This is a genomic window from Streptomyces sp. NPDC057623, assembly GCF_042800355.1.
Taxonomy (GTDB): Bacteria; Actinomycetota; Actinomycetes; order Streptomycetales; family Streptomycetaceae; genus Streptomyces.
Window position 1 is genome coordinate 244,215 of sequence record NZ_JBHVGZ010000003.1, and the last position, 26,062, is coordinate 270,276.

The 26,062-nt window shown below is 71.2% G+C and carries 21 protein-coding genes and 2 pseudogenes; 15 read left to right on the forward strand and 8 right to left on the reverse strand.

Features of this window, described 5'->3' with window-relative positions; genetic code table 11:
- Positions 1-853: 853 nt before the first annotated feature.
- The 3 genes from ACFU95_RS05400 to ACFU95_RS05410 form a co-directional block, all read right to left on the reverse strand.
- The gene (locus ACFU95_RS05400; RefSeq protein WP_383822013.1) at positions 854-3,178 is read right to left on the reverse strand and encodes a heavy metal translocating P-type ATPase; all 2,325 of its coding nucleotides are present in this window, start codon (positions 3,176-3,178) and stop codon (positions 854-856) included.
- An 8-nt stretch (positions 3,179-3,186) separates the two neighbouring features.
- Complete coding sequence (locus ACFU95_RS05405) at positions 3,187-3,426, reverse strand: heavy-metal-associated domain-containing protein (RefSeq protein WP_383822016.1); 240 nt, start codon at positions 3,424-3,426, stop codon at positions 3,187-3,189.
- A 70-nt stretch (positions 3,427-3,496) separates the two neighbouring features.
- Positions 3,497-4,180 (reverse strand): TetR family transcriptional regulator, encoded by a 684-nt coding sequence (locus ACFU95_RS05410; RefSeq protein WP_383822018.1) that lies wholly within the window; start codon positions 4,178-4,180, stop codon positions 3,497-3,499.
- Positions 4,181-4,413: 233 nt separating this feature from the next.
- Between ACFU95_RS05410 and ACFU95_RS05415 the strand changes: the two genes are divergently transcribed.
- Positions 4,414-6,654: an MMPL family transporter gene (locus tag ACFU95_RS05415; protein WP_383822021.1), complete on the forward strand. Its 2,241-nt coding sequence runs from the start codon at positions 4,414-4,416 to the stop codon at positions 6,652-6,654.
- 137 nt (positions 6,655-6,791) lie between these two features.
- Positions 6,792-7,835 (forward strand): zinc-dependent alcohol dehydrogenase family protein, encoded by a 1,044-nt coding sequence (locus tag ACFU95_RS05420; protein WP_383822024.1) that lies wholly within the window; start codon positions 6,792-6,794, stop codon positions 7,833-7,835.
- On the opposite strand, the gene ACFU95_RS05425 is transcribed toward ACFU95_RS05420, so the two are convergent.
- Both ACFU95_RS05425 and ACFU95_RS05430 read right to left on the reverse strand, forming a co-directional pair.
- Positions 7,816-8,382 carry a GNAT family N-acetyltransferase gene (locus ACFU95_RS05425; RefSeq protein WP_383822026.1) on the reverse strand — a complete coding sequence of 189 codons (567 nt, stop codon included), beginning with the start codon at positions 8,380-8,382 and terminating at the stop codon, positions 7,816-7,818. The two genes, ACFU95_RS05420 and ACFU95_RS05425, sit on opposite strands and share 20 nt — an antisense overlap.
- A gap of 88 nt (positions 8,383-8,470) precedes the next feature.
- Positions 8,471-8,671 carry a helix-turn-helix transcriptional regulator gene (locus ACFU95_RS05430; protein WP_383822029.1) on the reverse strand — a complete coding sequence of 67 codons (201 nt, stop codon included), beginning with the start codon at positions 8,669-8,671 and terminating at the stop codon, positions 8,471-8,473.
- 478 nt (positions 8,672-9,149) lie between these two features.
- Between ACFU95_RS05430 and iolC the strand changes: the two genes are divergently transcribed.
- The 10 genes and pseudogenes from iolC to ACFU95_RS05480 all read left to right on the forward strand — a co-directional run bounded on the left by iolC (position 9,150) and on the right by ACFU95_RS05480 (position 21,702).
- Complete coding sequence (gene iolC / locus ACFU95_RS05435; RefSeq protein WP_383822032.1) at positions 9,150-10,115, forward strand: 5-dehydro-2-deoxygluconokinase; 966 nt, start codon at positions 9,150-9,152, stop codon at positions 10,113-10,115.
- A complete protein-coding gene (locus tag ACFU95_RS05440; RefSeq protein WP_383822035.1) occupies positions 10,112-10,993 on the forward strand; it encodes a deoxyribose-phosphate aldolase in 882 nt (293 codons plus the stop codon). The genes iolC and ACFU95_RS05440 overlap by 4 nt, the downstream gene beginning before the upstream one ends.
- 79 nt (positions 10,994-11,072) lie before the next feature.
- A pseudogene (locus tag ACFU95_RS05445) lies at positions 11,073-11,186 on the forward strand (5-deoxy-glucuronate isomerase); the annotation flags it as partial.
- A gap of 88 nt (positions 11,187-11,274) precedes the next feature.
- A pseudogene (locus ACFU95_RS05450) lies at positions 11,275-12,045 on the forward strand (thiamine pyrophosphate-binding protein).
- Between the two features lie 102 nt (positions 12,046-12,147).
- Positions 12,148-13,650, forward strand: coding sequence for a CoA-acylating methylmalonate-semialdehyde dehydrogenase (mmsA, locus tag ACFU95_RS05455; RefSeq protein WP_383822039.1), 1,503 nt, complete (start codon positions 12,148-12,150; stop codon positions 13,648-13,650).
- Positions 13,651-13,856: 206 nt separating this feature from the next.
- The gene (locus ACFU95_RS05460; protein ID WP_383822042.1) at positions 13,857-15,356 is read left to right on the forward strand and encodes an APC family permease; all 1,500 of its coding nucleotides are present in this window, start codon (positions 13,857-13,859) and stop codon (positions 15,354-15,356) included.
- A gap of 90 nt (positions 15,357-15,446) precedes the next feature.
- Positions 15,447-18,104 carry an alpha/beta fold hydrolase gene (locus tag ACFU95_RS05465; RefSeq protein ID WP_383822044.1) on the forward strand — a complete coding sequence of 886 codons (2,658 nt, stop codon included), beginning with the start codon at positions 15,447-15,449 and terminating at the stop codon, positions 18,102-18,104.
- Positions 18,101-18,967, forward strand: coding sequence for an ABC transporter permease (locus ACFU95_RS05470; RefSeq protein WP_383822046.1), 867 nt, complete (start codon positions 18,101-18,103; stop codon positions 18,965-18,967). The genes ACFU95_RS05465 and ACFU95_RS05470 overlap by 4 nt, the downstream gene beginning before the upstream one ends.
- Positions 18,968-19,114: 147 nt before the next feature.
- A complete protein-coding gene (locus tag ACFU95_RS05475; RefSeq protein WP_383822048.1) occupies positions 19,115-20,662 on the forward strand; it encodes a von Willebrand factor type A domain-containing protein in 1,548 nt (515 codons plus the stop codon).
- A gap of 110 nt (positions 20,663-20,772) precedes the next feature.
- Positions 20,773-21,702: a hypothetical protein gene (locus ACFU95_RS05480; RefSeq protein WP_383822050.1), complete on the forward strand. Its 930-nt coding sequence runs from the start codon at positions 20,773-20,775 to the stop codon at positions 21,700-21,702.
- A gap of 140 nt (positions 21,703-21,842) precedes the next feature.
- On the opposite strand, the gene ACFU95_RS05485 is transcribed toward ACFU95_RS05480, so the two are convergent.
- Together ACFU95_RS05485 and ACFU95_RS05490 are read right to left on the reverse strand one after the other, a co-directional pair.
- Positions 21,843-22,277 (reverse strand): ATP-binding protein, encoded by a 435-nt coding sequence (locus tag ACFU95_RS05485; protein ID WP_383822051.1) that lies wholly within the window; start codon positions 22,275-22,277, stop codon positions 21,843-21,845.
- A gap of 31 nt (positions 22,278-22,308) precedes the next feature.
- Positions 22,309-22,650 carry a hypothetical protein gene (locus tag ACFU95_RS05490; protein WP_383822053.1) on the reverse strand — a complete coding sequence of 114 codons (342 nt, stop codon included), beginning with the start codon at positions 22,648-22,650 and terminating at the stop codon, positions 22,309-22,311.
- A gap of 565 nt (positions 22,651-23,215) precedes the next feature.
- Here ACFU95_RS05490 and ACFU95_RS05495 point away from each other — a divergent pair.
- The 3 genes from ACFU95_RS05495 to ACFU95_RS05505 are packed head-to-tail and all read left to right on the forward strand — an operon-like array spanning position 23,216 to position 24,491.
- On the forward strand, positions 23,216-24,046 hold the full coding sequence (locus ACFU95_RS05495; protein WP_383822057.1) for a helix-turn-helix domain-containing protein: 831 nt from the start codon (positions 23,216-23,218) through the stop codon (positions 24,044-24,046).
- The gene (locus ACFU95_RS05500) at positions 24,043-24,252 is read left to right on the forward strand and encodes a DUF397 domain-containing protein (protein WP_383822060.1); all 210 of its coding nucleotides are present in this window, start codon (positions 24,043-24,045) and stop codon (positions 24,250-24,252) included. Before ACFU95_RS05495 ends, ACFU95_RS05500 begins: the two co-directional genes overlap by 4 nt.
- Positions 24,253-24,284: 32 nt before the next feature.
- Positions 24,285-24,491: a DUF397 domain-containing protein gene (locus ACFU95_RS05505; RefSeq protein WP_383822063.1), complete on the forward strand. Its 207-nt coding sequence runs from the start codon at positions 24,285-24,287 to the stop codon at positions 24,489-24,491.
- 100 nt (positions 24,492-24,591) lie between these two features.
- Here the strand turns inward: ACFU95_RS05505 and ACFU95_RS05510 are convergent, their stop codons facing one another.
- Positions 24,592-25,890: a helix-turn-helix domain-containing protein gene (locus ACFU95_RS05510; RefSeq protein WP_383822066.1), complete on the reverse strand. Its 1,299-nt coding sequence runs from the start codon at positions 25,888-25,890 to the stop codon at positions 24,592-24,594.
- Positions 25,891-26,062: the final 172 nt, after the last annotated feature.

Sequence of the window (26,062 nt, forward strand, 5' to 3'; positions counted from 1 at the left end):
GTGCCTTGGCCGGGTCTGTCCGGCCGGGGTGCGGTCTCGGGGTCTGAGGCATGGGGTCCGGGGGTCGTTCCCCCGGTCCGCACGGGCGCGGATGTGACGGAGCTCGGCATGGTTTCCGTCGAGCGGCGCTGACACCTGCCGGTGGGGGGGCCGGGTTTGCCGGTGCCCCGGTTGGTTGTGGCTTCGGTGTTCTCTGGGAGCGCTGAGTCCGGTTTGTTTTCAGAGCCTCGTGCCCGGCTTCGGTCGGGTGCGGGGCTCTTGTGTTGGTGGGTGTGTTCGGGGGTTCGCGTCCGCGCGGGCGGCAGAGAGATGCGCGGATAGCAGAAGGCGCCCTGGCGGCGGTCCCCCCACGGGCCGACGTCCAGGGCGCCTTCCCATGTCCCGGTGCGGATTCCCCCCACGGGATCCGGCCGGGCGTCTGAGAGAGCAGCGCCTGAATCGCTGTCTTTCGGTGTTGCTGTTTGAGCAGAACGAGCAAACTCGTCGTACTCATGTACGGGGCTGTGCTGTGCGGTCTGCCGGGACAGCGCACGCTCGGGAGGGCCGCTCAAAGCTTCCCGAAGTGCCTGCCCCGGCAACGCAACTCTGAGGAAGTCCCCCAAGACATCCTCAGATGCCAGTTGGCGCCCCCCAAGACGCCGTCTGACATCGTCAACTTAGACCTTCGAACCCCTTCGATGGTTACCTTCACATCACTGTGATCTGCGTCTCTTGCATATGTCCGTTAGGTACGCAAGAGCCCCGATATGCCGATCGGGACCCAAGCGTAAGGATGATGCGCGAGCCTTGTGAAGAGCTTATGTGAGCCGGGCGTCGGACTCCAGAGGGGCCCAGCGGGGTTCTTACTACGAATTCACCGGAACGTCCGCAGCCGCAGGCTGTTCGTCACCACGAACACGGACGAGAAGGCCATCGCGGCCCCCGCGATCATCGGGTTCAACAACCCCGCCGCGGCCAGCGGCAACGCGGCGACGTTGTACCCGAAGGCCCACACGAGGTTGCCCTTGATCGTGCCGAGCGTCCGCCGCGACAGCCGGATGGCGTCCGCCGCCACCCGCAGATCGCCGCGCACCAGCGTCACATCGCTCGCCTCGATCGCCGCGTCCGTCCCCGTCCCCATGGCGAGACCCAGATCAGCGGTGGCAAGCGCGGCCGCGTCGTTGACGCCGTCGCCCACCATGGCCACGCACCGCCCCTCGCGCTGCAGCCGCCGTACCGCCTCGACCTTGTCCTCGGGCAGGACCTCCGCGATCACCTGGTCGATGCCGACCACGCCCGCCACCGCCTCGGCGACCGCCCGGTTGTCCCCGGTCAGCAGCACCGGAGTGAGCCCCAGCGCCCGCAGCTCGCGCACCGCCTCGGCGCTGGTCTCCTTCACCGCGTCCGCGACGGCGACGATCCCGCGCGCCGTTCCGTCCCACCCGACCACGACGGCCGTACGACCGTCCCTCTCGGCCTCGTCCTTGGCGCGGGCCAGCCCGGTGGGCAGCACGTCGTAGAGGCGCCCCACGGCCACGTCACGGCCCTCCACGCGGCCGCGTGCGCCGCGCCCGGGGACGTTCTCGAAGCCCGTGACCTCCGGCAGCCGCCCGACCTGCTCCTCCGCGCCCACGGCGACCGCCCGGGCGACGGGATGCTCGGAGGCGTGCTCGACGGCGCCCGCGAGCCTCAGCACCTCCTCCTCGTCGGCGCCGTCGGCGACGTACACCTTCTGGAGGGTCATCCGGCCCGTGGTGACTGTGCCGGTCTTGTCCAGGACGACGGTGTCGACCCGGCGCGTGGACTCCAGCACCTCGGGGCCCTTGATGAGGATGCCGAGCTGTGCCCCTCGCCCCGTGCCGACCATCAGGGCCGTGGGCGTGGCGAGGCCCAGCGCGCACGGGCAGGCGATGATCAGCACCGCGACCGCCGCGGTGAACGCGGCGACCGCGTCGTCGGTGATGCCGAGCCAGGCCCCGAAGGTCGCGACCGCGAGGACGACGACCGTCGGGACGAACACCGCGGAGATCCGGTCGGCGAGCCGCTGCACCTCGGCCTTGCCGTTCTGCGCGTCCTCCACCAGCCTCGCGATCCGCGCGAGCTGTGTCCCGGCGCCGACCCGGGTCGCCTCGACGACCAGCCGGCCCCCGGCGTTGACGGTCGCCCCGGTCACCGCGTCCCCGACCGTCACGTCCACCGGCACCGACTCGCCGGTCAGCAGGGCCGCGTCCACCGCCGACGCGCCCTCGACGACGGTGCCGTCGGTGGCGATCTTCTCGCCGGGCCGGACGACGAACCGGTCTCCTACGGCCAGTCCGTCCACGGGGACGCGGACCTCGCGGCCGTCCCGCAGTACCGACACGTCCTTCGCGCCCAGTTCCATCAGCGCCCGCAGCGCCGCTCCCGCGCGGCGCTTGGCCCGCGCCTCCAGGAAGCGGCCGAGGAGGATGAACGTGACGACCCCGGAGGCCACTTCGAGATAGATCTGCGAGGCGCCGTCCACGCGCGCGACCGTGAACTCGAAGGTGTCGTGCATGCCGCTCATGCCCGCGTCGCCGAGGAACAGCGCCCACAGCGACCAGCCGTACGCGGCCAGCGTGCCCATCGAGATCAGTGTGTCCATGGTCGCCGCGCCGTGCCGGGCGCCGGTGAACGCGGCCCGGTGGAAGGGCAGGCCGCCCCAGACGACGACCGGCGAGGCGAGGGTGAGCGCCAGCCACTGCCAGTTGTCGAACTGGAGGGCCGGGATCATCGACAGCAGGATGACCGGGGCGGTGAGCAGGGCGGAGACGGTGAGGCGCCGGCGGTAGCCGGTCGGGTCCGGGTCCTCCGGGTCCTCCGGGGCTTTCGTCGCCTCCTGCGGATCCTGCCGCGCGGGTTCCGGGGGAGCGGGTTCCGCCGCGGTGTAGCCCGTTTTCTCCACGGTGGCGATCAGGTCGGCGACCTGGATGCCCGCGGGGTAGCTGACCTTCGCCTTCTCCGTCGCGTAGTTCACCGTGGCGGTCACGCCGTCCATGCGGTTGAGCTTCTTCTCGACGCGGGCCGCGCAGGAGGCGCAGGTCATCCCGCCGATGAGCAACTCGACCGCGGAGGCGCCGGCGGCTGTGCCGGACGTGCCGGGGCCGCCGGCGGCCGGGTCGTTCGTGTCGACGGCACCGGTCGTCCCGGCTATCGGAGGCTCGTCGGTGGTGCGGGGCATGTCCTTGCTCAGATCTTGGCGACCAGCTCGAAGCCCGCCTCGTCGACGGCCGCGCGCACGGTCTCCTCGTCCAGCGCGGCCGCGGAGACGACGGTGACCTCGCCGGTCGAGGCGACGGCCTTCACCGAGCTCACGCCGGGGAGTTCGGAGATCTCACCGGAGACGGCTCCCTCGCAGTGTCCGCAGCTCATGCCGCTCACCTTGTAGACGGCGGTGACGGAACCCGGGGTGTCGGTCTGCGCGGTCATGTCGTTCTCCTCGTCGAGGCATGTGGGGTTGCCGGGACCCGCGGGGTCCCTCCCTTACCACGGTATACCCCTACGGGGTATTTCTCCAAGAGAGGTCGGTGCGGTCGGGAAGCGGGTCGGGCAGGCCGAGTCTGTCGCCCACCAGCGGGTCGAGGTAGCGGATCAGGGCGTACTTCAGCTCCTGGACGTAGGCGTCGCGTTCGGCGCCCTCGTGGGCGAGGACCAGCTCCAGGCCCGCCTTGTACAGGCCCAGGCACATGTGGGAGGTCCGGGTGAGGTCGGCCGGGGCGGCGTCGGGCAGGAAGGAGGAGAGCAGGGCCTCGATCCGGGACAGCAGGGTCGCGTGCAGGGCGTCGTGCTCCTCGGCCATGCGGCCGGGGATGTCGGGGCCGTGCATCAGCGCGAAGAACACCGGGTGGTCGCAGTTGAAGGCGATGAACCGGTCGACGGCCGAGCCGACGGCCTCCTCCAGCGGGGTCGCGGGATCGACCGGGGCGAGCGCCTCGCCGAACGTCTCGCGCATCTCGCGCATGAGCCGGTCGCCCAGCTCGATCGCGATCGCTTCCTTGTTCGGGAAGAACTGGTACAGCGTGCCCGGTGAGACGCCGGCCTCGCGGGCGATGGCGTTGGTGCTGGCGGCCGTGTAGCCGGTGGTGGTGAAGACGGCGGCCGCGGCCTCGAGCAGCTGGGCGATACGGCGCTCGCCGCGGGCCTGGCGGCGGCGCGGCTGTTCCTTCTCCTGGTTTGTGGGCACGCGTTATCCCCAGTTCTCCGAACGCGATTGACAAAGGCGAGTGGTCGCTCGCATTCTGGAGGAACGCGAGCGATGTCTCGTGTTTGCCAGTCTATGGCAGTGACGGCTCCATGCTGCCTTGCTGCGCACCGCAGGAATTCAGAGCGACGGCACGGATCAGGGCGACGGCGCGGATCGGGCGACGGCACGGATCGGGGCGTCGGAACGAATCAGGGTGAAGGGGACACCGCACAATGACCGAAGTCAAGAAGCCGCCGCGCGTCGGAGGCTGGACCCGCTTCGTGACGGCCCGGCCCCGGTTGTCGCTGCTCGTGGCCCTGGTGATCACCGCGCTCGCCGTGCTGGCCGGCAGCGGCGTCGCCGACCGGCTGGGCAGCGGCGGCTGGGAGGACCCGGACGCGGAGTCGACGTACGCGACCAAGGCGCTGGAGCGCGAGTTCCCCGCCTCCCAGCCCAACCTCCTGCTTCTCGTGGACGCGGGCGACGCCTCGGTGGACGACCCCGCGGTCGCCGCGGAGGCCCGGCGTATCACCGCGCGCCTGGCCGCCGAGAAGGGCGTCACGGGGGTCGGCTCCTACTGGCAGGCGGACCCCTCGGCGGCCCCCGCCCTGCGCGCCGAGGACGGCCACGAGGCGCTGATCACCGCCCGCATAACCGGCGAGGAGAAGGAGGCGGGGGAGACCCTGGACCGCATCGCGCCCGAGTTCCGGGGCGCGCACGGCCCGGTGGAGGTCGGCGTCGGCGGTCCGGTCGCGGTGCGGCACGAGATGCAGACGACCATCCAGGAGGACCTGGTCCGCGCCGAGGTGATCGCTCTGCCGGTCACCCTGGTGCTGCTGGTGATGGTCTTCGGCAGCGCCGTCGCGGCCCTGCTGCCGCTCGGCATCGGCATCGTCGCGATCCTCGGGACGAACGCCCTGCTGCGCGGCCTGACCGAGGTCACCGACGTGTCCGTCTTCGCCATGAACCTCACGACGGCGCTGGGCCTGGGCCTGGCCGTCGACTACGCCCTGTTCATCGTCCGCCGCTTCCGTGAGGAACTCGCCACCGGCGCCGAACCGCTGGCGGCGGTCGGCACGACCCTGCGCACGGCCGGCCGCACCGTCCTCTTCTCGGCCCTCACGGTCGCGGTGTCCCTCGCGGCGATGCTGCTCTTCCCGCAGTACTTCCTGCGGTCCTTCGCCTACGCCGGGATCGCGGTGGTGCTGCTGGCCGCGGCGGCCGCGCTGATCCTGCTCCCCGCCGCACTGGTCCTGCTCGGTCACCGGGTCAACTCCGCGGACCTGCGCCGCCTGTTCCGACGCGGCCGGCCGAAGCCGGCGGACCCGGCCCCCGCCGCGACGGACGGCAGGGCCTGGACCCGCACGGCGAACCTCGTCATGCGCCGCGCCCCCTTCTTCGCCCTGGGCACCACCGCCGTCCTGGTCCTGCTCGGACTGCCCTTCCTGGGCGTGAAGTTCGGCACCGCCGACGACCGTCAGCTGCCGTCGACCGCCGAGTCCCATGTCGTGCAGCAGCACATCCGCGACGGCTTCCCGGGCAGCCCCGGAGGCGGCCTCGAGGTACTCGCCGAGGGCCAGGCGACGCAGGCGCAGTACGTCGCCTACAAGGAGCGGATCGCCGCTCTCCCGGAGGTGCTGCGGGTCGACGGACCGCTGGTGAAGGGCGAGTCGGCGTACTTCACGGTGCTGCCGAAGGGCGAGGCCGTGGACGACCCGGCCCAGGGCCTGGTGGACGAGCTGCGCGCGACACCGGCGCCGTTCGACACCGAGGTGACCGGCGCTGCGGCGGTCCTGGTCGACTCCAAGGACGCGATAGCCGAACGCCTGCCCCTGGCGGCCGCCTTCATCACGATCGTCACCCTGCTGCTGGTGTTCCTGCTGACGGGCAGTGTCCTCATCCCGATCCAGGCCGTGGTGCTCAACGCGCTCAGCCTGACGGCGATGTTCGGCGCGGTGGTCTGGGTCTTCCAGGACGGCCATCTGTCCGGCCTGCTCGGCTTCACCAGCCCCGGTTCGATCGAGACGACCCTCCCGGTACTGATGTTCTGCGTCGCCTTCGGCCTGTCCATGGACTACGGCGTGTTCCTGCTCTCCCGCATCAAGGAGGAGTACGACACGAGCGGCGACCACGACCAGGCGGTCCGCCATGGCCTTCAGCGCACGGGCGGCCTGATCACCGCCGCCGCCGTGATCCTCGCGGTGGTGATGGTCGCGATAGGCACCTCCCGGGTGACCAACACCAAGATGCTCGGCCTCGGGATCGCCCTGGCGGTGCTGATGGACGCGATGATCGTCCGCAGCCTTCTGGTCCCGGCGGTCATGCGTCTCACGGGGCGGGCGACCTGGTGGGCCCCGGGTCCGTTGCGGCGGTTCCACACCCGCTTCGGCTTCAGCGAGGGCGAGTCGACAGCCTCGACGGCCTCGACAGCCGAGCCGGCACGGGAGCGGGACAAGGCGAGCACACGCGGCTGACTTTGTCGGCGGAACCTCGGAGGGCGCCCCAAAGGGGCGCGGGGAACTGCGCGACCAGCCACGATGTAGTCCGCAGACAATCGACGACCTCTCGCGGCCGATCCCGCGAAGCGTGTCGGCCGAAAGGAGACACAGGCATGCGGGCAGTGGTGTTCGAGCGTTTCGGGGAGACGGCCGAAGTGTGTGAGGTGCCCGACCCGCACCCCGCCCCCCACGGAGTGACCGTGCGGGTCGAGGCCACCGGGCTGTGCCGCAGCGACTGGCACGGCTGGCAGGGGCACGACCCGGACATCACGCTGCCGCATGTGCCGGGCCACGAACTCGCCGGTGTCGTCGAGGCGGTGGGCGACCGGGTGACCGGCTGGCGCCCCGGCGACCGGGTCACCGTGCCCTTCGTCTGCGCCTGCGGCGGCTGCGCCGCGTGTGCCGCGGGCGACCAGCAGGTGTGCGAACGGCAGACCCAGCCCGGCTTCACCCACTGGGGCTCCTTCGCCCAGTACGTCGCGCTGGACCACGCCGACGTCAACCTCGTCGCCGTGCCCGAGGAGATGTCCTTCGCGACGGCGGCCTCGCTGGGCTGCCGGTTCGCCACGGCGTTCCGGGCGGTCGTGCAGCAGGGCCGGGTGGCGGCGGGGGAGTGGGTCGCCGTGCACGGCTGCGGCGGGGTCGGCCTGTCGGCGGTGATGATCGCGGCGGCCTCGGGCGCGCGGGTCGTCGCGGTGGACGTCTCACCGCAGGCCCTGGACCTGGCGCGGAAGTTCGGGCCGGCGCAGTGCGTGGACGCGTCGAGCACGCCGGACACCGCGGCCGCCGTCCACGCCCTGACCGGCGGCGGCGCCCATCTCTCCCTCGACGCCCTCGGCTCGCCCGTCACCTGCGCCGCCTCCGTCAACGGCCTGCGCCGCAGGGGCCGGCACATCCAGGTGGGCCTGCTGCCCTCGGCCTCCGGCAGCTCCCCCGTCCCCATGGCCCGTGCGATCGCCCTGGAGCTCGAACTCCTGGGCAGCCACGGCATGGCGGCGCACACCTACCCGACGATGCTGGAGCTGGTTCGGGCGGGCGTGCTGCGGCCGGATCTGCTGGTGACGTCGACGATCGCGCTGGACGCGGTGCCGGCCGCGCTGACGGCGATCGGGACGGCACCGGGGGCGGGGGTGACGGTCATCGAGCCGTGGAGGTGAGGGCGGCCCACTCGTGGTCGAGGACGGCCATGAGCACCTCGTCCAGCCACTCGCCGTTCCTTGACTGGGCTTCGCGGCGGATCCCCTCCGTCACGAACCCGACCTTCTCGTACACGCGCAGGGCCCGGTGGTTGTGGCCGTAGGCGCCCAACTCGATCCGGTGCAGGTCGAGTTGCTCGAAGCCGTAGCCGACGATGAGCCGGGTGGCCTCGGTGCCGATGCCGCGGTCGCGGCCGCGCGGGCCGATCAGTGTGCGGAAGGTGCAGCTGCGGGCATGCGGGTCCCACTCGTGCAGGACGACCTCGCCGAGGAGTTCGCCCGTGGCGCGGTCGGTGACGGCGAGGTCGAGGCGGTCGGGCTGCTCGGACAGTGAGCGGTACCAGGAACGCACCCGCTCCAGGGTGAGTTCGTTGCCCGGCGAGAAGGTGAAGCGCTCGACCTCGGGATCCTCGATGATCTCCCACATGGTGTCGGCGTCGGCCCCGGTGAACGGCCGGAGCACGGTCTTGTCGCCGGTGAGAGTGGGTTTGACGGAGAAGCTGCTCATGCGAGGACTGTGCCCCACGGGTCAGGTGGGGCACAGCTTGATTTCCGGAAGGCCGCGGGGGCCGGGGGGCGGGGAGGCGGCCGGGAGGTCAGTCCACCTTTCTGCCCCGGTTGCCCGGGCGGGACTCCACCCAGGCCCGCACCGTGTCCGGGTACCAGAAGGGCTTGCCGCCCTCCACATGGTCCGGCGGTGGCAGCAACCCGTGCTTGCGGTATGACCGCACGGTGTCCGGCTGCACCTTGATGTGCGCCGCGATCTCCTTGTAGGACCAGAGCATTCGGTCGGTCATCGGTTGCACCTCCCTGCGCGCGCCGCGGCGGCGACCGGGGGCGGTCGTCGGGGGTACCGTGCGCTGCGCTGGTGATCACAAAGCCTGTGCCCCCTCAACGACGCGCACTGAGAAGGAGACAGGGGCTGTGCACCGGGTGTGACGCAGGTCCTGCGTACATGCGACATGTGTGACAGGGAAGACGCCTTTGTGACACAGGTGACGCAAAGGCGCACGCGAGAGCAAGGGCGCGGCGCGTTGACAGGGGCTCCTGTCGCAGGCCGCGACACGACAATGGGCCGGAACGCGACGGTGGTCCGCAACGCGCGAGAACTGAGCGACCCGGCGGCTGCCCGGGCGCCCGGCTTCCCTCGGGCCGTCTTCGTTCGAATGTCTGGACAAAACATTGACAGGCCTCCCCTCGCAGGGCTACAAAACCGTGGAGGGCCGATCCGCGCAGTCGGCACCGGAGCCGCGACGAGGAGACCGAGGGACACCGATGGCGTACGACCTGATCACCATGGGCCGGATCGGCGTGGACCTCTATCCGCTCCAGACCGGCGTCCCGCTGCCGCAGGTCACCTCCTTCGGCAAGTTCCTCGGCGGCTCGGCGACGAACGTCGCCGTCGCCGCCGCGCGCCTGGGACGGCGGACCGCGGTGATCACCCGCACCGGCGACGACCCCTTCGGCACCTACCTCCACGAAGCCCTGAAGGGATTCGGCGTCGACGACCGCTGGGTCACCCCGGTCACCGGCCTGCCCACCCCGGTCACCTTCTGCGAGGTCTTCCCGCCGGACGACTTCCCGCTGTACTTCTACCGGCAGCCCAAGGCCCCGGACCTGGAGATCGACGCCCATGAGCTCGACCTCGACGCCATCCGCGACGCCCGGATCTTCTGGATCACCGGCACCGGCCTGAGCGAGGAGCCCAGCCGTACGGCGACGCTCGCGGCCCTCGCCCATCGCGCCAAGTCCGGTACGACGGTCTTCGACCTCGACTGGCGCCCCATGTTCTGGAAGGACACGGCAAGGGGCGGCGCCGACGCGGCCCGCTCCTTCTACGCCGAGGCCCTGAAGCACACCACCGTCGCCGTCGGCAACCTCGACGAGGTGGAGGTCGCGACCGGCGTCCGCGAGCCGCACGCCGCCGCCCGTGCCCTGCTCGACGCCGGAGTCGAGGTCGCCGTCGTCAAGCAGGGCCCCAAGGGTGTCCTCGCCGTCAACAGCAAGGGCGACCAGGCCGAGGTGCCGCCGCTGCCCGTGAACGTGCTCAACGGACTCGGCGCCGGTGACGCCTTCGGCGGCTCCCTCTGCCACGGGCTGCTCGAAGGCTGGGACCTGGAGAAGATCATGCGGCACGCCAACGCCGCGGGTGCCATCGTCGCCTCCCGCCTGGAGTGCTCCTCCGCGATGCCCACGCCGGACGAGATCGAGGACGCCCTCGCCGCCGGGGCCGTCAAGTGACCGTCGACATCGCGGAACTCGTCCGCACCCGCACCCGGCATCCCGAGCGAATCGCGGAGGCCGCCGCCGGCCGTGTACGGCGTCCCCTGCTCGGCGACTCCGGCCGGCTGATGATCGTCGCCGCCGACCACCCGGCCCGCGGCGCGCTCGGCGTCGGCGGCCGCGGCCTGGCCATGGCCAACCGTGCCGACCTGCTGGAACGCCTCTGCCTCGCACTGTCCCGCCCCGGCGTGGACGGCGTCCTCGCCACCGCCGACATCCTCGACGACCTGCTGCTCCTCGGTGCGCTGGACGACAAGGTCGTCATGGGCTCCATGAACCGCGGCGGCCTCCAGGGCGCCAGCTTCGAACTCGACGACCGCTTCACCGGCCACCGCCCCGAGGACATCGAACGCTTGCGTTTCGACGCCGGCAAGCTGCTCCTGCGCGTCGACTACGACGACCCGGGCTCCCTCACCACGTTGGAGTCCACCGCCCGTGCCGTCGACGAGATGGCGGCGCGCCGGCTCCCGGTCTTCGTCGAGCCGTTCATCAGCGGCCGCACCCCCGAGGGCAAGGTCGCCAACGACCTGTCCGCCGAGGCCGTCACCAAGTCCATCGCCATCGCCTCCGGCCTGGGCGGCACCTCGGCCTACACCTGGCTGAAGGTGCCGGTCACCGACAACCCCGACGACATGGCCGAGGTCATGGCGACCTCGACGCTGCCCGCCGTACTCCTCGGCGGTGAGGTCGGCGAGGACCAGGACGGGGCATACGAGAAGTGGCGGGGCGCCCTCCAACTGCCCACCGTGCAGGGCCTGGTGGTGGGCCGGTCGCTGCTCTACCCGGCGGACGGGGACGTCGCCGCCGCGGTGGACACCGCCGTAGGACTGTTGTGAGACCCCATGACCAGGAGCCGTCGTACGTTCCGAACGACCTGTACCCGAACGACCCGTGATTCCCCGTCGGTTCTCCCAGCGGAGCGCCGACGCACAGAACGCCTCCGGCGCGGGTGGCCGCTTTGCTTTGGCAGGAGCGAAGTGCGAGCGAAGACTCCCCGCCCGCTACGGCCCCGCGCCGGAGGTCCAGCTCGCTGACCCGCGCCGTCGAGTCGGACGGGGCGACTGAGCCGTACGGAAGTGGCGGATCTGCTTCCATCCGGACCACACGGAGGTAACCGATGACCTCGACGACGAGGCTCACGGTCGCACAGGCGCTCGTCCGCTTCCTGTCCGCCCAGTACACCGAGCGTGACGGCGTACGGCACCGTCTGATCGGCGCCACCTGGGGCATCCTCGGCCATGGAAACGTCGCCGGGATCGGCCAGGCGCTCCTTGAGTACGGCGATGTCATGCCGTACCACCAGGGCCGCAACGAACAGGCGATGGTGCACGCGGCGGTCGGCTACGCCCGCCAGTCGAACCGCCTCTCCACGCACGCGGTGACCACGTCCATCGGCCCCGGTGCGACCAACCTCGTCACCGGCGCCGCCCTCGCGACCGTCAACCACCTCCCGGTCCTGCTCCTCGGAAGGGATCGCGATCAAGGTGCTGCTCGTGCAGAACCACGGGTACGCGTCCATCGGCAACCTGTCGCAGGAGACGGGCGCCGAGCGCTTCGGCACGGCGTACCGGTATCGCGCGGAGGACGGCACCTTCACCGGCGCCCCGCTCCCCGTCGACCGGCCGCCAACGCCGCCAGCCTGGGTATGCGCGTGCTGCGCGCGAAGACCGTACGTGACCTGCGCGAGGCGCTCGCCGAGGCACGCGCGGCCGACACTCCCACATGTGTCTACGTCGAGACCCAAACGGCAGACACAGTGTCGGGCGCGCCGCCCGCGCAGGCCTGGTGGGATGTTCCCGTGGCCGAGACCGCGACCAGAGCGTCGGCGGTCAAGGCACGTGAGCTGTACGAACGGCACGTCTCGACCCGTCGCCGCCATCTGTGCTGAATCTCCCGGGGGACAACCCCCGGACCCCCGGCAGAAAAGCAGGTCGGCCCGCATGACCGGCGGGACATCGTGAGGCGGACCTGAGCGAAGGAGTAACCGGTCATGACGAAGATCGTCAACCACTGGATCGGCGGCAGGACCGCCGAAGGCGCGTCGGGCACGTTCGGGCCGGTCACCGACCCGGCCACCGGCGCGGTCACCACGAAGGTCGCCTTCGCCTCGGTCGACGAGGTGGACGCGGCGGTCGCCGCCGCCAAGGAGGCGTACCTGACCTGGGGCCAGTCCTCGCTGGCCCAGCGCACCTCGATCCTGTTCAGGTTCCGCGCGCTGCTGGACGCCCACCGCGACGAGATCGCCGAGCTGATCACCGCCGAGCACGGCAAGGTGCACTCCGACGCCCTCGGTGAGGTGGCGCGCGGCCTGGAGATCGTCGACCTGGCCTGTGGCATCAGCGTGCAGCTGAAGGGCGAGCTGTCGACGCAGGTCGCCAGCCGGGTGGACGTCTCCTCGATCCGTCAGCCGCTGGGTGTCGTCGCGGGCATCACGCCGTTCAACTTCCCGGCGATGGTCCCGTTGTGGATGTTCCCCATCGCCGTCGCGTGCGGCAACACCTTCGTGCTGAAGCCGAGCGAGAAGGACCCGTCGGCGGCGGTCAGGATCGCCGAGCTGCTGACGGAGGCCGGTCTCCCCGACGGTGTCTTCAACGTCGTCCACGGCGACAAGGTGGCCGTCGACCGCCTCCTGGAGCACCCGGACGTCAAGGCGGTGTCCTTCGTCGGCTCGACCCCGATCGCCCGCTACATCCACACCACCGCCTCCGCCAACCACAAGCGCGTCCAGGCCCTCGGCGGCGCCAAGAACCACATGCTGGTCCTGCCGGACGCCGACCTGGACGCGGCCGCCGACGCCGCCGTGTCGGCCGCCTACGGCTCCGCGGGCGAGCGCTGCATGGCCATCTCGGCCGTCGTGGCCGTCGGTGCCATCGGCGACGAGCTGGTGGAGAAGATCCGCGAGCGCGCCGAGAAGATCAAGATCGGCCCCGGCAACGACCCGACGAGTGAGATGGGCCCGCTGATCACGGCCGTCCACCGCGACAAGGTGGCGTCCTACGTGGCGGGCGCCGCGGCCGAGGGCTGCGAGGTCGTCCTCGACGGCACCGGCTACACGGTCGACGGCTTCGAGGACGGCCACTGGATCGGCATCTCGCTGCTCGACAAGGTGCCGACCACCGCCAAGGCGTACCAGGACGAGATCTTCGGCCCCGTCCTGTGCGTGCTGCGCGCCGAGACGTACGAGGACGGCGTGGCGCTGATCAACAGCTCGCCGTTCGGCAACGGCACCGCGATCTTCACCCGGGACGGCGGCGCCGCCCGCCGCTTCCAGCTGGAGATCGAGGCCGGCATGGTCGGCGTGAACGTCCCGATCCCGGTCCCCGTCGGCTACCACAGCTTCGGCGGCTGGAAGGACTCGCTCTTCGGCGACCACCACATCTACGGCAACGACGGCACGCACTTCTACACCCGCGGCAAGGTCGTCACCACCCGCTGGCCGGACCCGGCGGACGCCCCGTCCGGCGTCGACCTCGGGTTCCCGCGCAACCACTGACGCGCCGACCTGAGCGTCTGGGGCCGTCCGGATCGCGGACGGCCCCATTTTTCTGCGGGGCCGCGCTGCGGTTCCCGCATGCTCGAAAGCCGCGCTGTACACGGCTTTGACGCAACGTTAACACGCGTCAAGAGGCCATTCGGCAACGAATTCCGTAGGTTGCGAGCCATTGACGTGACGGTTTCCGTCAATGTTGCATCCCCCTCGTGACCGACACCCTCACCCCTGTCGAGGGCGCCGTCGTCGAGGCGTCGGACGGCCCCCAGAACAGCCCCCAGAACAGCCCCCAGGACAGCCCCCGCAAGCTCAAGCGCTCGATCGGCGTGGTCGGCGGCACGCTGCTCACGCTCTCCTGCGTGGCCCCGGCGTCCACCCTCTTCGTGGTCGTCCCCGACCTGTTCGGCTCGCTCGGCACCGCCACCGCCCTGACGATCGCCATCGGCTCCCTGCTCTGTGTCGCCGTGGCGTTCTGCTACTCCGAGCTGGGCACCCTCGTCCCCAGCGCGGGCGGCGAGTACGCGATGGTGTCCACGATGACCGGACGGCTCGCGGGCTGGCTGGTCTTCGTGCTCTCCCTGCTGGTCGTCATGATCGTCCCGCCGGTGATCGCGATGGGCACGGCCGACTACCTCGCACCGGTCGTCCACCTCGACCCGTCCCTGGCCGGCGCCGGCGTCATGCTGCTCGCCACCCTCGCCGGCCTGCTCGACCTGCGCGCCAACGCCTGGATCACCGGCGTCTTCCTGGTACTGGAGGTCATCGCCGCGGCCGTGGTGGCGGTGCTCGGGTTCACGCACGCCGAGCGCGGCCCCGGCAGCCTGGTCTCGATGGAGGTGGCCGGCGCGGACGGCCGTACGGACACCGTGACGGCTCTGCTGGTCGTCTCCGGACTCGCCATCGCCCTCTACGTCACCCAGGGCTTCTCGACCGCCGTCTACCTGTCCGAGGAGATGGAGAACCCGCGCCGCAACGTCGCCCGCACCGTCCTCGCCACCCTCGCCATCTCCGCCGTGATCATCCTGGTCCCGGTCGCCGCCATCACCCTGGGCGCGTCGGACCTCGGCGAACTCACCGGCGGCGACATCGGCGCCATGGTCACCGCCTGGTCCAACTCCGCGGTCGGCACCTTCGTCAGCCTCTGCGTGGCCCTCGCGATCATCAACGCGGGCATCGTCATGGTCATCCAGAACTCCCGCGTGCTGTTCGCCTCGGCCCGCGACAAGGCCTGGCCCGAGCCGGTGAACCACGTCCTCGCCAGGCTCGGCCGATTCGGCTCCCCCTGGGTCGCCACCCTCGCGGTCGGCGTGCCCGGCGCCGCCCTGTGCTTCGTCGACCTCGACACCCTGTACGGGGTGACGGGGGTCTCGGTGACGGGGATGTACCTGCTCGTCGCCGTCGCAGCCCTGGCGGCCCGCCGCGACCCGCACAAGCACACACCGGCATGGCGGATGCCGCTGTGGCCGGCGATGCCGGTCCTGCTGATCGCGGTCCTGGTGTACGTCCTGAGCCAGCAGGAGATGGCATACCTGCTGTGGACGGGTGGCACGACGACGGTGGCCACCCTGTACTGGGCGCTGTACCTGCGCCCGCGCCGGGACACACGCTGGCTGGTCTCGATACCGGCGGATGAGCAGACGCCCCTCCAGGGGCGCGGGGCTGTATCCATGGGGCCCGGGCCCTCACCCGCCGTACCACGAACGCGGTAGACAAATCCCCCGCCGTACCCCCACGGAAGGGGCCGGGATTCAGCCCTCGGTCGATAACTGACCGACAGCTTCACCCCGTACCGTTGAAACATGGATCTTCGACTGCCCGGCCTGCGAGGGCGCGTACGGAGGCCGCGCCGGTGGATCGCCGGCGCGGCCTCCGTCGTCGTCCTCGCCGGTGCCGGTACATGGACGGCCGTCGCCGACGACGGCGCGCCGCCGGTGCGCGGCACCGACCGGGTCATGGACATGGGCGACGGGGTACGGATCGACACCTCGTACTTCACGACCGCCGGGAGCGGCCGCCGCCCCGCCGTCCTCCTCGCGCACGGCTTCGGCGGCAGCAAGGACGACGTACGGCAGCAGGCCGAGGACCTCGCCCGGGACGGGTACGCCGTCCTGACCTGGTCGGCCCGCAGCTTCGGCAAGTCGACCGGCAAGGTCGGGCTGAACGACCCGAAGGGCGAGGTCGCCGACGTCTCCAAGCTGCTCGACTGGCTGGCGAAGCAGCCCCAGGTCGAACTCGACAAGGCCGGCGACCCGCGGGTGGGCATGGCGGGCGGCTCCTACGGCGGTGCGATCTCGCTGCTGGCCGCCGGGTACGACGACCGGGTGGACGCCATCGCCCCGGCGATCACGTACTGGAACCTCTCGGACGCCCTGTTCCCGAACGGTGTCTTCAAGAAGCTCTGGGCGGGCATCTTCGTCAACTCGGCCGGCGGCTGCGAGAAGTTCGAGAAGCAGATCTGCGAGATGTACGAGCGGGTCGCGGAGTCCGGAACCCCGGACGCGCGGGCCGAGCGGATGCTTCAGGAGCGCTCGCCGTCCGCCGTCGGCGACCGCATCAAGGTCCCCACCCTGCTGATGCAGGGCCAGACCGACTCCCTCTTCCCGCTGGACCAGGCCGACGCCGCCGCGAAGGCGATCCGCGCCAACGGCGCCCCCGTGGACGTCGACTGGATCGCCGGCGGCCACGACGGCGGCGACATGGAGACGGGCCGGGTCCAGGAGCGGGTGCGGTCCTGGTTCGACCGCTACCTCAAGGACGACAAGGGCGTCGACACCGGCCCCGCCTTCCGCGTCACCCGCACCCTCGGCACCGGCAGCGGAGACGGCGAGCCCCGGCTGAACGGGGTCAGCGCCGACAAGTACCCCGGCCTGGAGAGCGGCCCGCGCTCCATCGCCCTCACCGGGCGGGAGCAGAGCTTCGAGAACCCGGCCGGCGCCAGCCCGCCCGCCGTGTCGGCCCTGCCCGGACTCGGCAGCGCCGGCGGCCTGTCCCAGCTGTCCTCCCTCGGCATCGGGGTGTCGCTCGACTTCCCGGGCCAGTTCGCCTCCTTCGAGTCGGCGCCCGTCCGGGAGGACCTCCAGATCACCGGGTCGCCGACGGCCACCGTCCGGGTGAAGTCCACGAGCGACGACGCCGTGCTCTTCGCCAAGCTCTACGACGTCGGCCCGGGCGGTCAGGCCAGTCAGGTGCTGCCCTCGCAGCTCGTCGAGCCTCTCAGGGTCGAGGGCGCGAAGGCCGGCAAGGACGTCAGGATCACCCTCCCCGCCATCGACCACGAGGTCGACGACGGCCACCGCCTGCGACTGGTCCTCGCCTCCACGGACCTCGGCTACGCCTCCCCGGCGGCCCCCGCGACCTACACCGTCTCCCTGAAGGGCGACCTCAAGGTCCCGGCGGCGCTCGGTGACACGAACTCGCCCGCGTCGCTGCCCGCCTGGGTGTGGTGGCTGCCACTGGCCGGCGCGGCGATCGCGCTGGCCCTGCTGGCGACCGGACGGCGCCGCACCGCGGCACCCGCCGCCCCCGAACCCGCACTGGCCGAAGTGCCGCTCCAGATCACGGACCTGAGCAAGCGCTACGCGAAGTCCGCCGACCGTTACGCGGTCAAGGACCTGTCCTTCCGGGTGGAGAAGGGCCAGGTACTGGGCCTGCTCGGCCCGAACGGCGCGGGCAAGACGACGACCCTGCGCATGCTGATGGGCCTGATCAAGCCGGACGGCGGCGAGATCCGCGTCTTCGGCCACGCGATCGCGCCGGGCGCCCCCGTGCTCTCCCGCGTCGGCGCCTTCGTCGAGGGCGCGGGCTTCCTCCCGCACCTGTCCGGCCGCGCGAACCTGGAGCTGTACTGGCAGGCCACCGGCCGCCCGCCGCAGGACGCCCACCTGGACGAGGCCCTGGAGATCGCCGGCCTCGGCGACGCCCTCGCCCGAGCCGTCCGCACCTACTCCCAGGGCATGCGCCAGCGCCTCGCCATCGCCCAGGCCATGCTCGGCCTGCCCGACCTGCTGATACTCGACGAGCCGACGAACGGCCTCGACCCGCCACAGATCCGCGAGATGCGCGAGGTCATGATCCGCTACGCGGCCGCGGGCCGCACGGTCATCGTCTCCAGCCACCTGCTGGCCGAGGTCGAGCAGACCTGCACCCACCTCGTGGTGATGGACCACGGCCAACTCGTCCAGGCGGGCCCGGTCGGGGAGATCGTCGGTTCCGGCGACACCCTCCTCGTGGGCACGACCGAGCCCGTGGACGAGCCCCTCGTCGAGAAGGTAGCCGCGCTGCCGGGCGTGGCCTCGGCGGTGCGCGCGGACGGCGGCCTGGTCGTCCGGCTCGACGCGGACGGCAGCGCGCGGCGCCTGGTCGCCGAACTCGTCCGGCTGGAAGTCCCCGTCGAGTCGGTGGGCCCGCACCGCCGCCTCGAAGATGCCTTCCTCACCCTGATCGGAGACTCCGCATGAGCAGCACGACGACCGAGCGCGCGGAGGTCGCCGACGGCTACCGCGCGGGCCGCACGCTGCCGATCCGGGTCGAGCTGGTCCGGCAGCTGAAGCGGCGCCGCACCCTGGTCATGGGCGGCATCCTGTTCGCCCTGCCGTTCGTCCTGCTGATCGCCTTCCAGGTGGGCGGCGAACCGGGATCGGGCAACAGCCAGGCCGGTCTGATGGACACGGCCACGCTGTCCGGGGCGAACTTCGCCGCGGTCAACCTGTTCGCCTCCGCGGGCTTCCTGCTCGTCGTGCCCGTCGCCCTCTTCTGCGGGGACACGGTCGCCTCGGAGGCCAGCTGGTCCTCCCTGCGCTATCTGCTGGCCGCGCCCGTGCCCCGGGCCCGGCTGCTGTGGTCCAAGCTCGTCGTCGGCCTGAGCCTCAGCCTGGCCGCGATGATCCTGCTCCCGCTGGTGGCCCTCGCGGTCGGCACGGCGGCGTACGGCTGGGGCCCGCTCCAGCTCCCCACCGGCGCTTCGCTGGCCCCCGGAACCGCCGCGCAGCGCCTGCTGATCACGGTGGCGTACATCTTCATCTCCCAACTCGTCACCGCCGCCCTGGCGTTCTGGCTGTCCACGAGGACCGACGCCCCGCTGGGCGCGGTCGGCGGCGCGGTCGGCCTGACCATCATCGGCAACGTCCTCGACGAGGTGACGGCCCTCGGGGACTGGCGCCACTTCCTGCCCGCGCACTGGCAGTACGCCTGGCTCGACGCCGTACGTCCCCAACTCGACTGGTCCGACATGATCCAGGGCACGTCCCTGTCGGTAACGTACGCGCTCGTGCTGTTCGCGCTGGCCTTCCGGGGTTTCGCCCGCAAGGACGTGGTGTCGTAGGTCACCGGAAGATCACCCACCGGTCTCGACGGACGGCCCTCGTGCCCTCTTCGAGACGCATCCGCAACGCTCCGTAACGCACGTTCCGGCCCCCTGGCCCGTCACAGTCACAGAAGTCGACGTCAACGGACCAAGGGGGAACGGCCGATGGAGCGGTACCGCACACGACGGCTGCACGGAGCACTCCTGGCACTCACCACCGCGGGCGCCCTGCTGCTCACGGGATGCAGTGCGGGCGACAGCGGCAGTTACGCGGAGGACAGCAGCAAGGGAGGCGGCAAGGGCTTCCCGGCCCCGGCGTACAGCGGAGGTCAGGGCGACCGGCGCGAGCGAGCGGAGGGCGAAGGGGAGGACTCCCGCGAGTTCGCCCCCGAGCCCGACTACCTCTCCACCTTCGCCCTCGACGTCGACACCGCCTCCTACGGCTACGCGCGCCGGTCCCTCGCCGACGGCCGGCTGCCCGACCCGTCGACGGTCCGCCCCGAGGAGTTCGTCAACAGCTTCCGCCAGGACTACGACCGCCCCGACGGCAACGGCTTCACGGTCACCGTCGACGGCGCCCGCACCGCCCGCGAGGACTGGTCCCTGGTCCGCGTGGGCCTGGCCACCCGCCCCGCCTCGGACCCCGGCGAACGCCCGCCCGCCGCCCTCACCTTCGTCATCGACATCTCCGGCTCCATGGCCGAACCGGGCCGCCTGGACCTCGCCAAGGACTCCCTGGGCGTCATGACGGACCGGCTCCGCGACGACGACTCGGTCGCGATCGTCACCTTCAGCGACGAGGCCGAGCGGGTGCTGCCGATGACGCGCCTGGACGGCAACCGGGACGAGATCCACGACGCGATCGACAGCCTGGAACCCACCGACTCCACCAACCTCGGCGCGGGCATGGAGACGGGCTACGAGACGGCGGAGGACGGCCTGCGCGAGGGCGCCACCAACCGCGTCGTCCTGGTGTCCGACGCCCTCGCCAACACCGGCGACACCGACGCGGACACCATCCTCGAACGCATCGCCTCCGAGCGCCGCGAACACGGCATCACCCTCTTCGGCGTGGGCGTCGGCAGCGACTACGGCGACGCCCTGATGGAACGCCTCGCCGACAAGGGCGACGGCCACACGACGTACGTCTCCTCCGAGGACGAGGCCCGCGAGGTCTTCTGCGAGGAACTCCCGAAGAACATCGACCTCACGGCCCGCGACGCCAAGGCCCAGGTCGCCTTCGACGAGACGACGGTCTCCGAGTTCCGCCTCATCGGCTACGACAACCGGCAGGTCGCCGACGAGGACTTCCGTGACGACAGCGTCGACGGCGGCGAGGTCGGCCCCGGCCACACGGTGACCGCCCTCTACGCCGTCCACACCCGCCCCGGCACGGAGGGCCACCTCGCCACGGCGACCGTCCGCTGGCTGGACCCCGACTCCCGCGCCCCGCACGAGAAGTCGGGCCAACTGGAGACCGGTTCCTTGGAGGACTCCGTCCGGAGCGCGCCCCCTCGCTTCCAGGTCACGGCGACGGCGGCGTACTTCGCCGACGCGTTGCGCCGCGGCGACGACCGCTGGAGCTCCCTCCCTGCCGCTCCGTCCCTCCGCGACCTGGAGGAACACGCCGAGGAGCTGGCGGGGGAGACGGAGGACGGGGAGGTGCGGGAGCTGGCGGAAGCGATCGGCCGGGCGGGCGGGTTGATGGACTGAGGGGCCGGCCGGTGCCCCGAGCCGCGCTGATCACGGCCTGATTATGATCAGTCGGCTGACGCCCGGCGGGTGATCTCGCGTCCGCCGGTGAGAGAAAGTGAGCGGCCCCTGTGAAACTCCCGATATCGCGACGCGTGGCCTGGCTGGCCGCGGCTGCCGCGCTGCTGACGATCCCCGGCATCACCCCGGCCGGGGCGGCCGACGACTGGCACAAGGTGGGCGACGACGCCCGCGCCGGTGTCAGCGGCATCGCGTTCGAAGGCCCCACCGCCGATGGAGCCGGGGTGCAGGCACTGGCCGTGCACGACAACAAGCAGACCGGGCAGCGGCGCCTGTCCCGGATCACCCACCGGGCAGGTTCCGACGAGGTCTCCCCGATCACCTGGGACGGACCGGAACCCGTCGACCTGGAGGCCGTCGAGGCCATCCCCGCGATGCCAGGGGAGTTCCTGGCGCTCGCCTCGCGCGGCATCGTCTACCGGCTGAAGGTCACCGGCTCCGCGGCGACGGTCGTCGACTACTCGCCGCTGCCGGCCATCAACCAGGGCGCCGACTTCGAGAGCTTCGCGCTCGTGGCTCGCGGCGGGCACCTCGCCGCCCTGTGGGCGGACCGCGGTGCGGGCGCGGACCGCCCCGCCACGCTCTACGCGGCCCCCCTCACCTTCGCCCCGTGGGGCCAGCCGCAGTTCGGGAGCGTGACCCGCCGGGCCTACCGGGCGACGAACCCCACCGCCGACGGCACCCGGCACATCTCCGACATCTCGGTGACCGCCTCCGGCCGGATCCTCGTCAGCTCGGCGGCGGACGGCGGCGACGACGGTCCGTTCGACTCGGCGGTCAGCGACGCCGGCCGGGTGACCGTGTCGGCGGCCGGCCGGGTACGGGTCAGGCTCACCCGGACCCCCTACGTGCTGGCCGCGTTCCCCCAGCACAAGGTCGAGGCTGTGGAATGCCTGCCGGGATCCACCCGCGCCCTGCTCGGCACCGACGACGAGAACCTCGGCGGATACGTGCGGACCATGCGCGTGTGCGGGGCCTGACCCCGGGCGGTCGGCATGCCGACGGAGTGCCATGGTGCCAGGCTGAGATCAGGATCGAGTCGGTCCGGGAACCTCGGCCGGCCCGATGGCGCTCCGCCCCGAGGCAGCCCCGTCGTTCGCCCGCTTGAAGGCCGGTGTCATCAGGCGTCCCCCTCCGGCGGTACCAGGAGGATCAGGGCCCATACGACTTTGCCGACGACCTTGCGTTGTTCGACTCCCCACGCGTCGGCAAGCGCGGCTACCAGCGCCAGCCCTCGCCCGGACTCGTCGTCGTCGCTCGCCCGCCTCCTCACCGGCTGCTCGTCGCTCGCGTCCGCCACCTCGACGCGCAGCTCCCGGCCGGACAGCACGAACCGGACCCGGACCTCCCGTCCGGGCGTCGTCTTCGCGTTGACGGCGTTGGCGGTCAGCTCCGAGAGCAACAGCGTTGCGCGGTCGATGAGTTCGCCCGCGACGTGCCATATGGCGAGCTGCTCCCGAAGAGCCGCGCGGGCCCGGCGGACGCTGCGGCGGTGCCGGGGGAACTGATGCGTCGCCATCTGCGCGGTGGCCGGCGGTACGGCTCTTGTGGGCATGGCTCATCCCCTTGGAGCGAGTGAGGGCACGTCAAGCTGACTGATTCGTCACGGCTCGGGTCCGACTGCCGTCCCGCTGCGCCTCCGCGGGCGATGCCGCCCTGGACAGCCGGACCGGCCGGACGGACAGGGCGTAGGTGCAGTCCGGGTCGGAAACCCTGACGAAGAGTGCGTGTCCGCCCTTGATGTGTACGCGGGCTTCGCGGTCGTTCCGGAGGTCGGTGGCCCACGCGCGTAACTCGGTGGGGGCGTCGGGGCCGGGCGGGAACGGCTGCACATCCGGTCGGTGCAGCCACGGTGAGCGTGCCGGGTCGGGGTCGAGCCGGTCCGCGATGCGCAGCGCCTCGCCTCTGAGCCAACGGAGCGCCAGCATGGGGGAGATGGTCTGGAAGGTGCCCAACACGTACGGCGCTGTCCCGCCCGTGCCGTAGCCCGGTCCTTCGGCGCGTACCTCTGCCCGGTAGCCCGCTGGCTCCGGTCCGCGGGGCACCTCGACCACCGGCGTTCGATCACGTTGTCGTCCCCTTCTCGGCGGCAACGTCCGCCAGGCGCGACGGAACAGGCGGCGGGCCGCCGTGATCACAGGAGTTCGCCCCGGCTTCGCGCGTTCGCGCGGGCGGTCCGGGCGCGCAGACGCTGCTCGGGGCTGGTCGGCGTCAAGTCCGCGGGATTCACGGTCCATTCGGGCCCGCCGCAGAGGGGACTCAGGGACCACAGGCCGCACGACGTGCCACGGAACACGCCGACCCGGCCCCGCGCGTCGACGATGAGTGTGCCGGGGGCCGGGGTGTGTGGGGAGTTCCGCGGTTCCTGGGGAACGCTCTTTCCGGGCACGGCTGTTCCTCTCCGTAGCGGTTTCACTACCAAGCGGGTTCAGCGTGACCTACAGTCGGGGTGTCATCAACTTTTACGGTTTGAGCGGAGAGTTGGGCGCCTAGATGGTGAACCGCAAGGAACTGGACCCTGATAAGTCACCTGGCGAGCGCTTCGGTCAGCGTTTACGCACGTTGCGGGACGAACGCGGCTGGACGCAGGACGAGTTGGGGGAGCGCATGGGGTGCTCAGGCACACATATTTCAGCCGTGGAAACTGGTCGCCGCCCTCCAACTCCCCGCTTCGCGCACAGTGCTGACAGGGCGCTTGGCACTGGCGATCTGTTCGAGCGCCAAGGGCGTGCCGCACGGCATACAGCGCTACTGGAGGGGTTCCCGGAATTCGTCGCCCATGAGGTACGCGCGGCAGAGATCAGGCTCTTTGAGTTGGGCATCATTCCGGGGTTGCTCCAGACCCCGGAGTACGCCGCCGCCATCACGATGGGCGCCGTGCGGCGAGGAGCGATCACGGAGCACCAGGCAGAAGAACGGCTGTCTCTGCTCGCAGAGCGGCAAGCATCCCTGGAGCGCACGCCAGCCCCCATGGTTTACGCGGTTCTGGACGAGAGCTGCATACGGCGCCCTGTGGGTGGCCCTGGGGTGATGGCGGCGCAACTGGACCGGATCGTGGCGTTCGCTGAACTGCCCTCTACGGTCCTCCAAGTGGCGCCATACGATCTCGGCGAACGGCGAGCATTCGACCTGCCCGTAACGCTCTTGGCCCTTGCCGATCGGTCCCACATCGCGTACGCCGAGTCCGCGCAACAAGGACGACTGGAGCGAGATATGAGGTTCGTACAACCCCTGTTGACGGCCTACCATCAGCTACAGGCCGAGGCGCTGTCGCAAGTGGCATCCGTGGCCATGATCGAACAGCTTCGAAAGGGTTCCCCGTGACGACCGAAAACCCGCGTTGGTTCACGTCTTCGTACAGCAGCAATGGCGGCCAGTGCATCGAGGTCGCCACCAACCTCGTCGTCTCACGCGGCGTGGTCCCCATCCGTGACTCCAAGGACCAGCGCGGCCCGGTGCTGGACTTTCCCGCCGACGCGTTCTCGTCCTTCGTGACGGGTGTCAAGGCCGGACAGTTCGGGGCCGTCTGACCTCCCGGTCCGCACACACCGAAGGGCACCCCGTGACGACCGAATCCCCCCGTTGGTTCAAGTCCTCGTACAGCGACAACGGCGGCGCCTGCGTCGAGGTCGCCGCGAACCTCGTCGTCTCGCGCGGCGTGGTCCCCGTCCGTGACTCCAAGAAGCAGGACGGCCCGGCCCTCGGCTTCGAGACGGCCGCTTGGTCGTCGTTCGTCGGCGCCGTCAAGGGCGGGGACCTCACCGCCTGAGCCGCGAGCAGACACCCGAGCAACCCGGCCCTCGCCATCGCGGCGGGGGCCGTAGCCGTCCTGGTCTCCGACGCCTCGCGTGACGGTGCTCTGCCGGTTCTCAGCCCACTGATCTCTGCGGGTATACAGCCGCATGCAACTCGCGAACCCCGGCGACACGCGGGTGATGTGACGCCAGATCGCCCACGATGCTGCGGATGGTGGGCCGATCCCGAACCTCTCCCGGACTGGCCCGATACGCGGACAGCAGGGCCTGGGCGGTCTGTTCGGGGCGCTGCCACGCCCACCAGGCACGCGCCATGTCGGTGCCCAGGCGGGCCTTGCGCTCGGCGGTCGGGAACTGCGCGGGACGCAGGTTCTTCCCAGCCTCCAGCGCGGCGCCCGCGTCCCCGAGAGCCCAGTGCACGCCGACGGCGTACAGGTCGACGGCGGCCGGGCTGATCGGGAAGAGACGGCCTGCGGGTGCCGCCGCCGGCAGCTGCCTGGCGGCACGGCGGGCTTCCTCGGTCATCGCCAGGGCCCCGGCGCGGTGTCCGCCGCGGGCCGCCGTGTAGGCCAGGGTGCAGAGCATCTGCGCGTACGCCGAGGCCGAAGCGTCGGTACGGAGGCCCGTCGCCTCCACGTTGACCGCTGCCGCCGTCATGATGCGCTGCGCCTCATCGCCGCGGTTCTGGTGGCGCAGCACGATCGCCAACTCACGGACGGCGGCTGCCGAGGCCAATGGCGAACCGGAGACCTCTGCCCAGGTACGGGCACGGTCCGCAGTGAGCCGGGCCTGCTCGTACGAGCCGAGTTTGCTCAGCACCGCAGCGGCCAGGCTGTAGACAGAGGAGAGACGGGCCTGATCAAGTTCGCGACGCGAGGACGCAGCGGCGTGACCGTCGGCGATGAGGCCGGGCAGCACGGTGAGCAGGCGTCCGTGCGTACCTTTGTCGTAGAACTCGCGGGCGGAGGCCAACCGGGCGTCGAGCGGGCCACCACCGGTCGGCGCGGGGGTGTCGGCCAGGGCCTCGTCCAGTCCCATCAGCAGGGCGACAGGTCCCGCGGCCGCCGTTGCGGTGAGCAGTGTGCGGCGGCGCATCGGGTCCTCCTCGGCGTGCGGACTGGCCGTCACTCTAGTGGCCGCCGGTGCCCTGGAGGTCGGTGGCGCCAGAGAACTCACCAAGATTTGTCGCGGAACGCCGACCTCGTCTGCGGCACGGTGAATCAGCGTCAGGTCGACAACCCTGTTGCGGCGTTCCAACCGGGAAACCGTAGCCGGTGAACAGCCGATGCGGTCACCGAGGGCGGCGAGCGTCCAGGATCGGTGCTCGCGGCCGAGACGGATGAGGGCACCAGGGCGCCGTTGCTCGGTTAATTCGCGTGCTTTGGTGGTGTTCCAGAGCGGGTCAACGGGCACAGGCCCCTCCCACGCCACATGAACGGGAACTCCACGGTAGGGACGCTTCGGGCACCTGTCGAGATCGCTTGCACAACGTGCAAACCGCTTGCGCGGCAAGACAGTTGATCACCAGACGCAGGGGCGACGCGGTGTGCTGGGCGCACCGCCCCGAACCGCGGGGCACATCGAT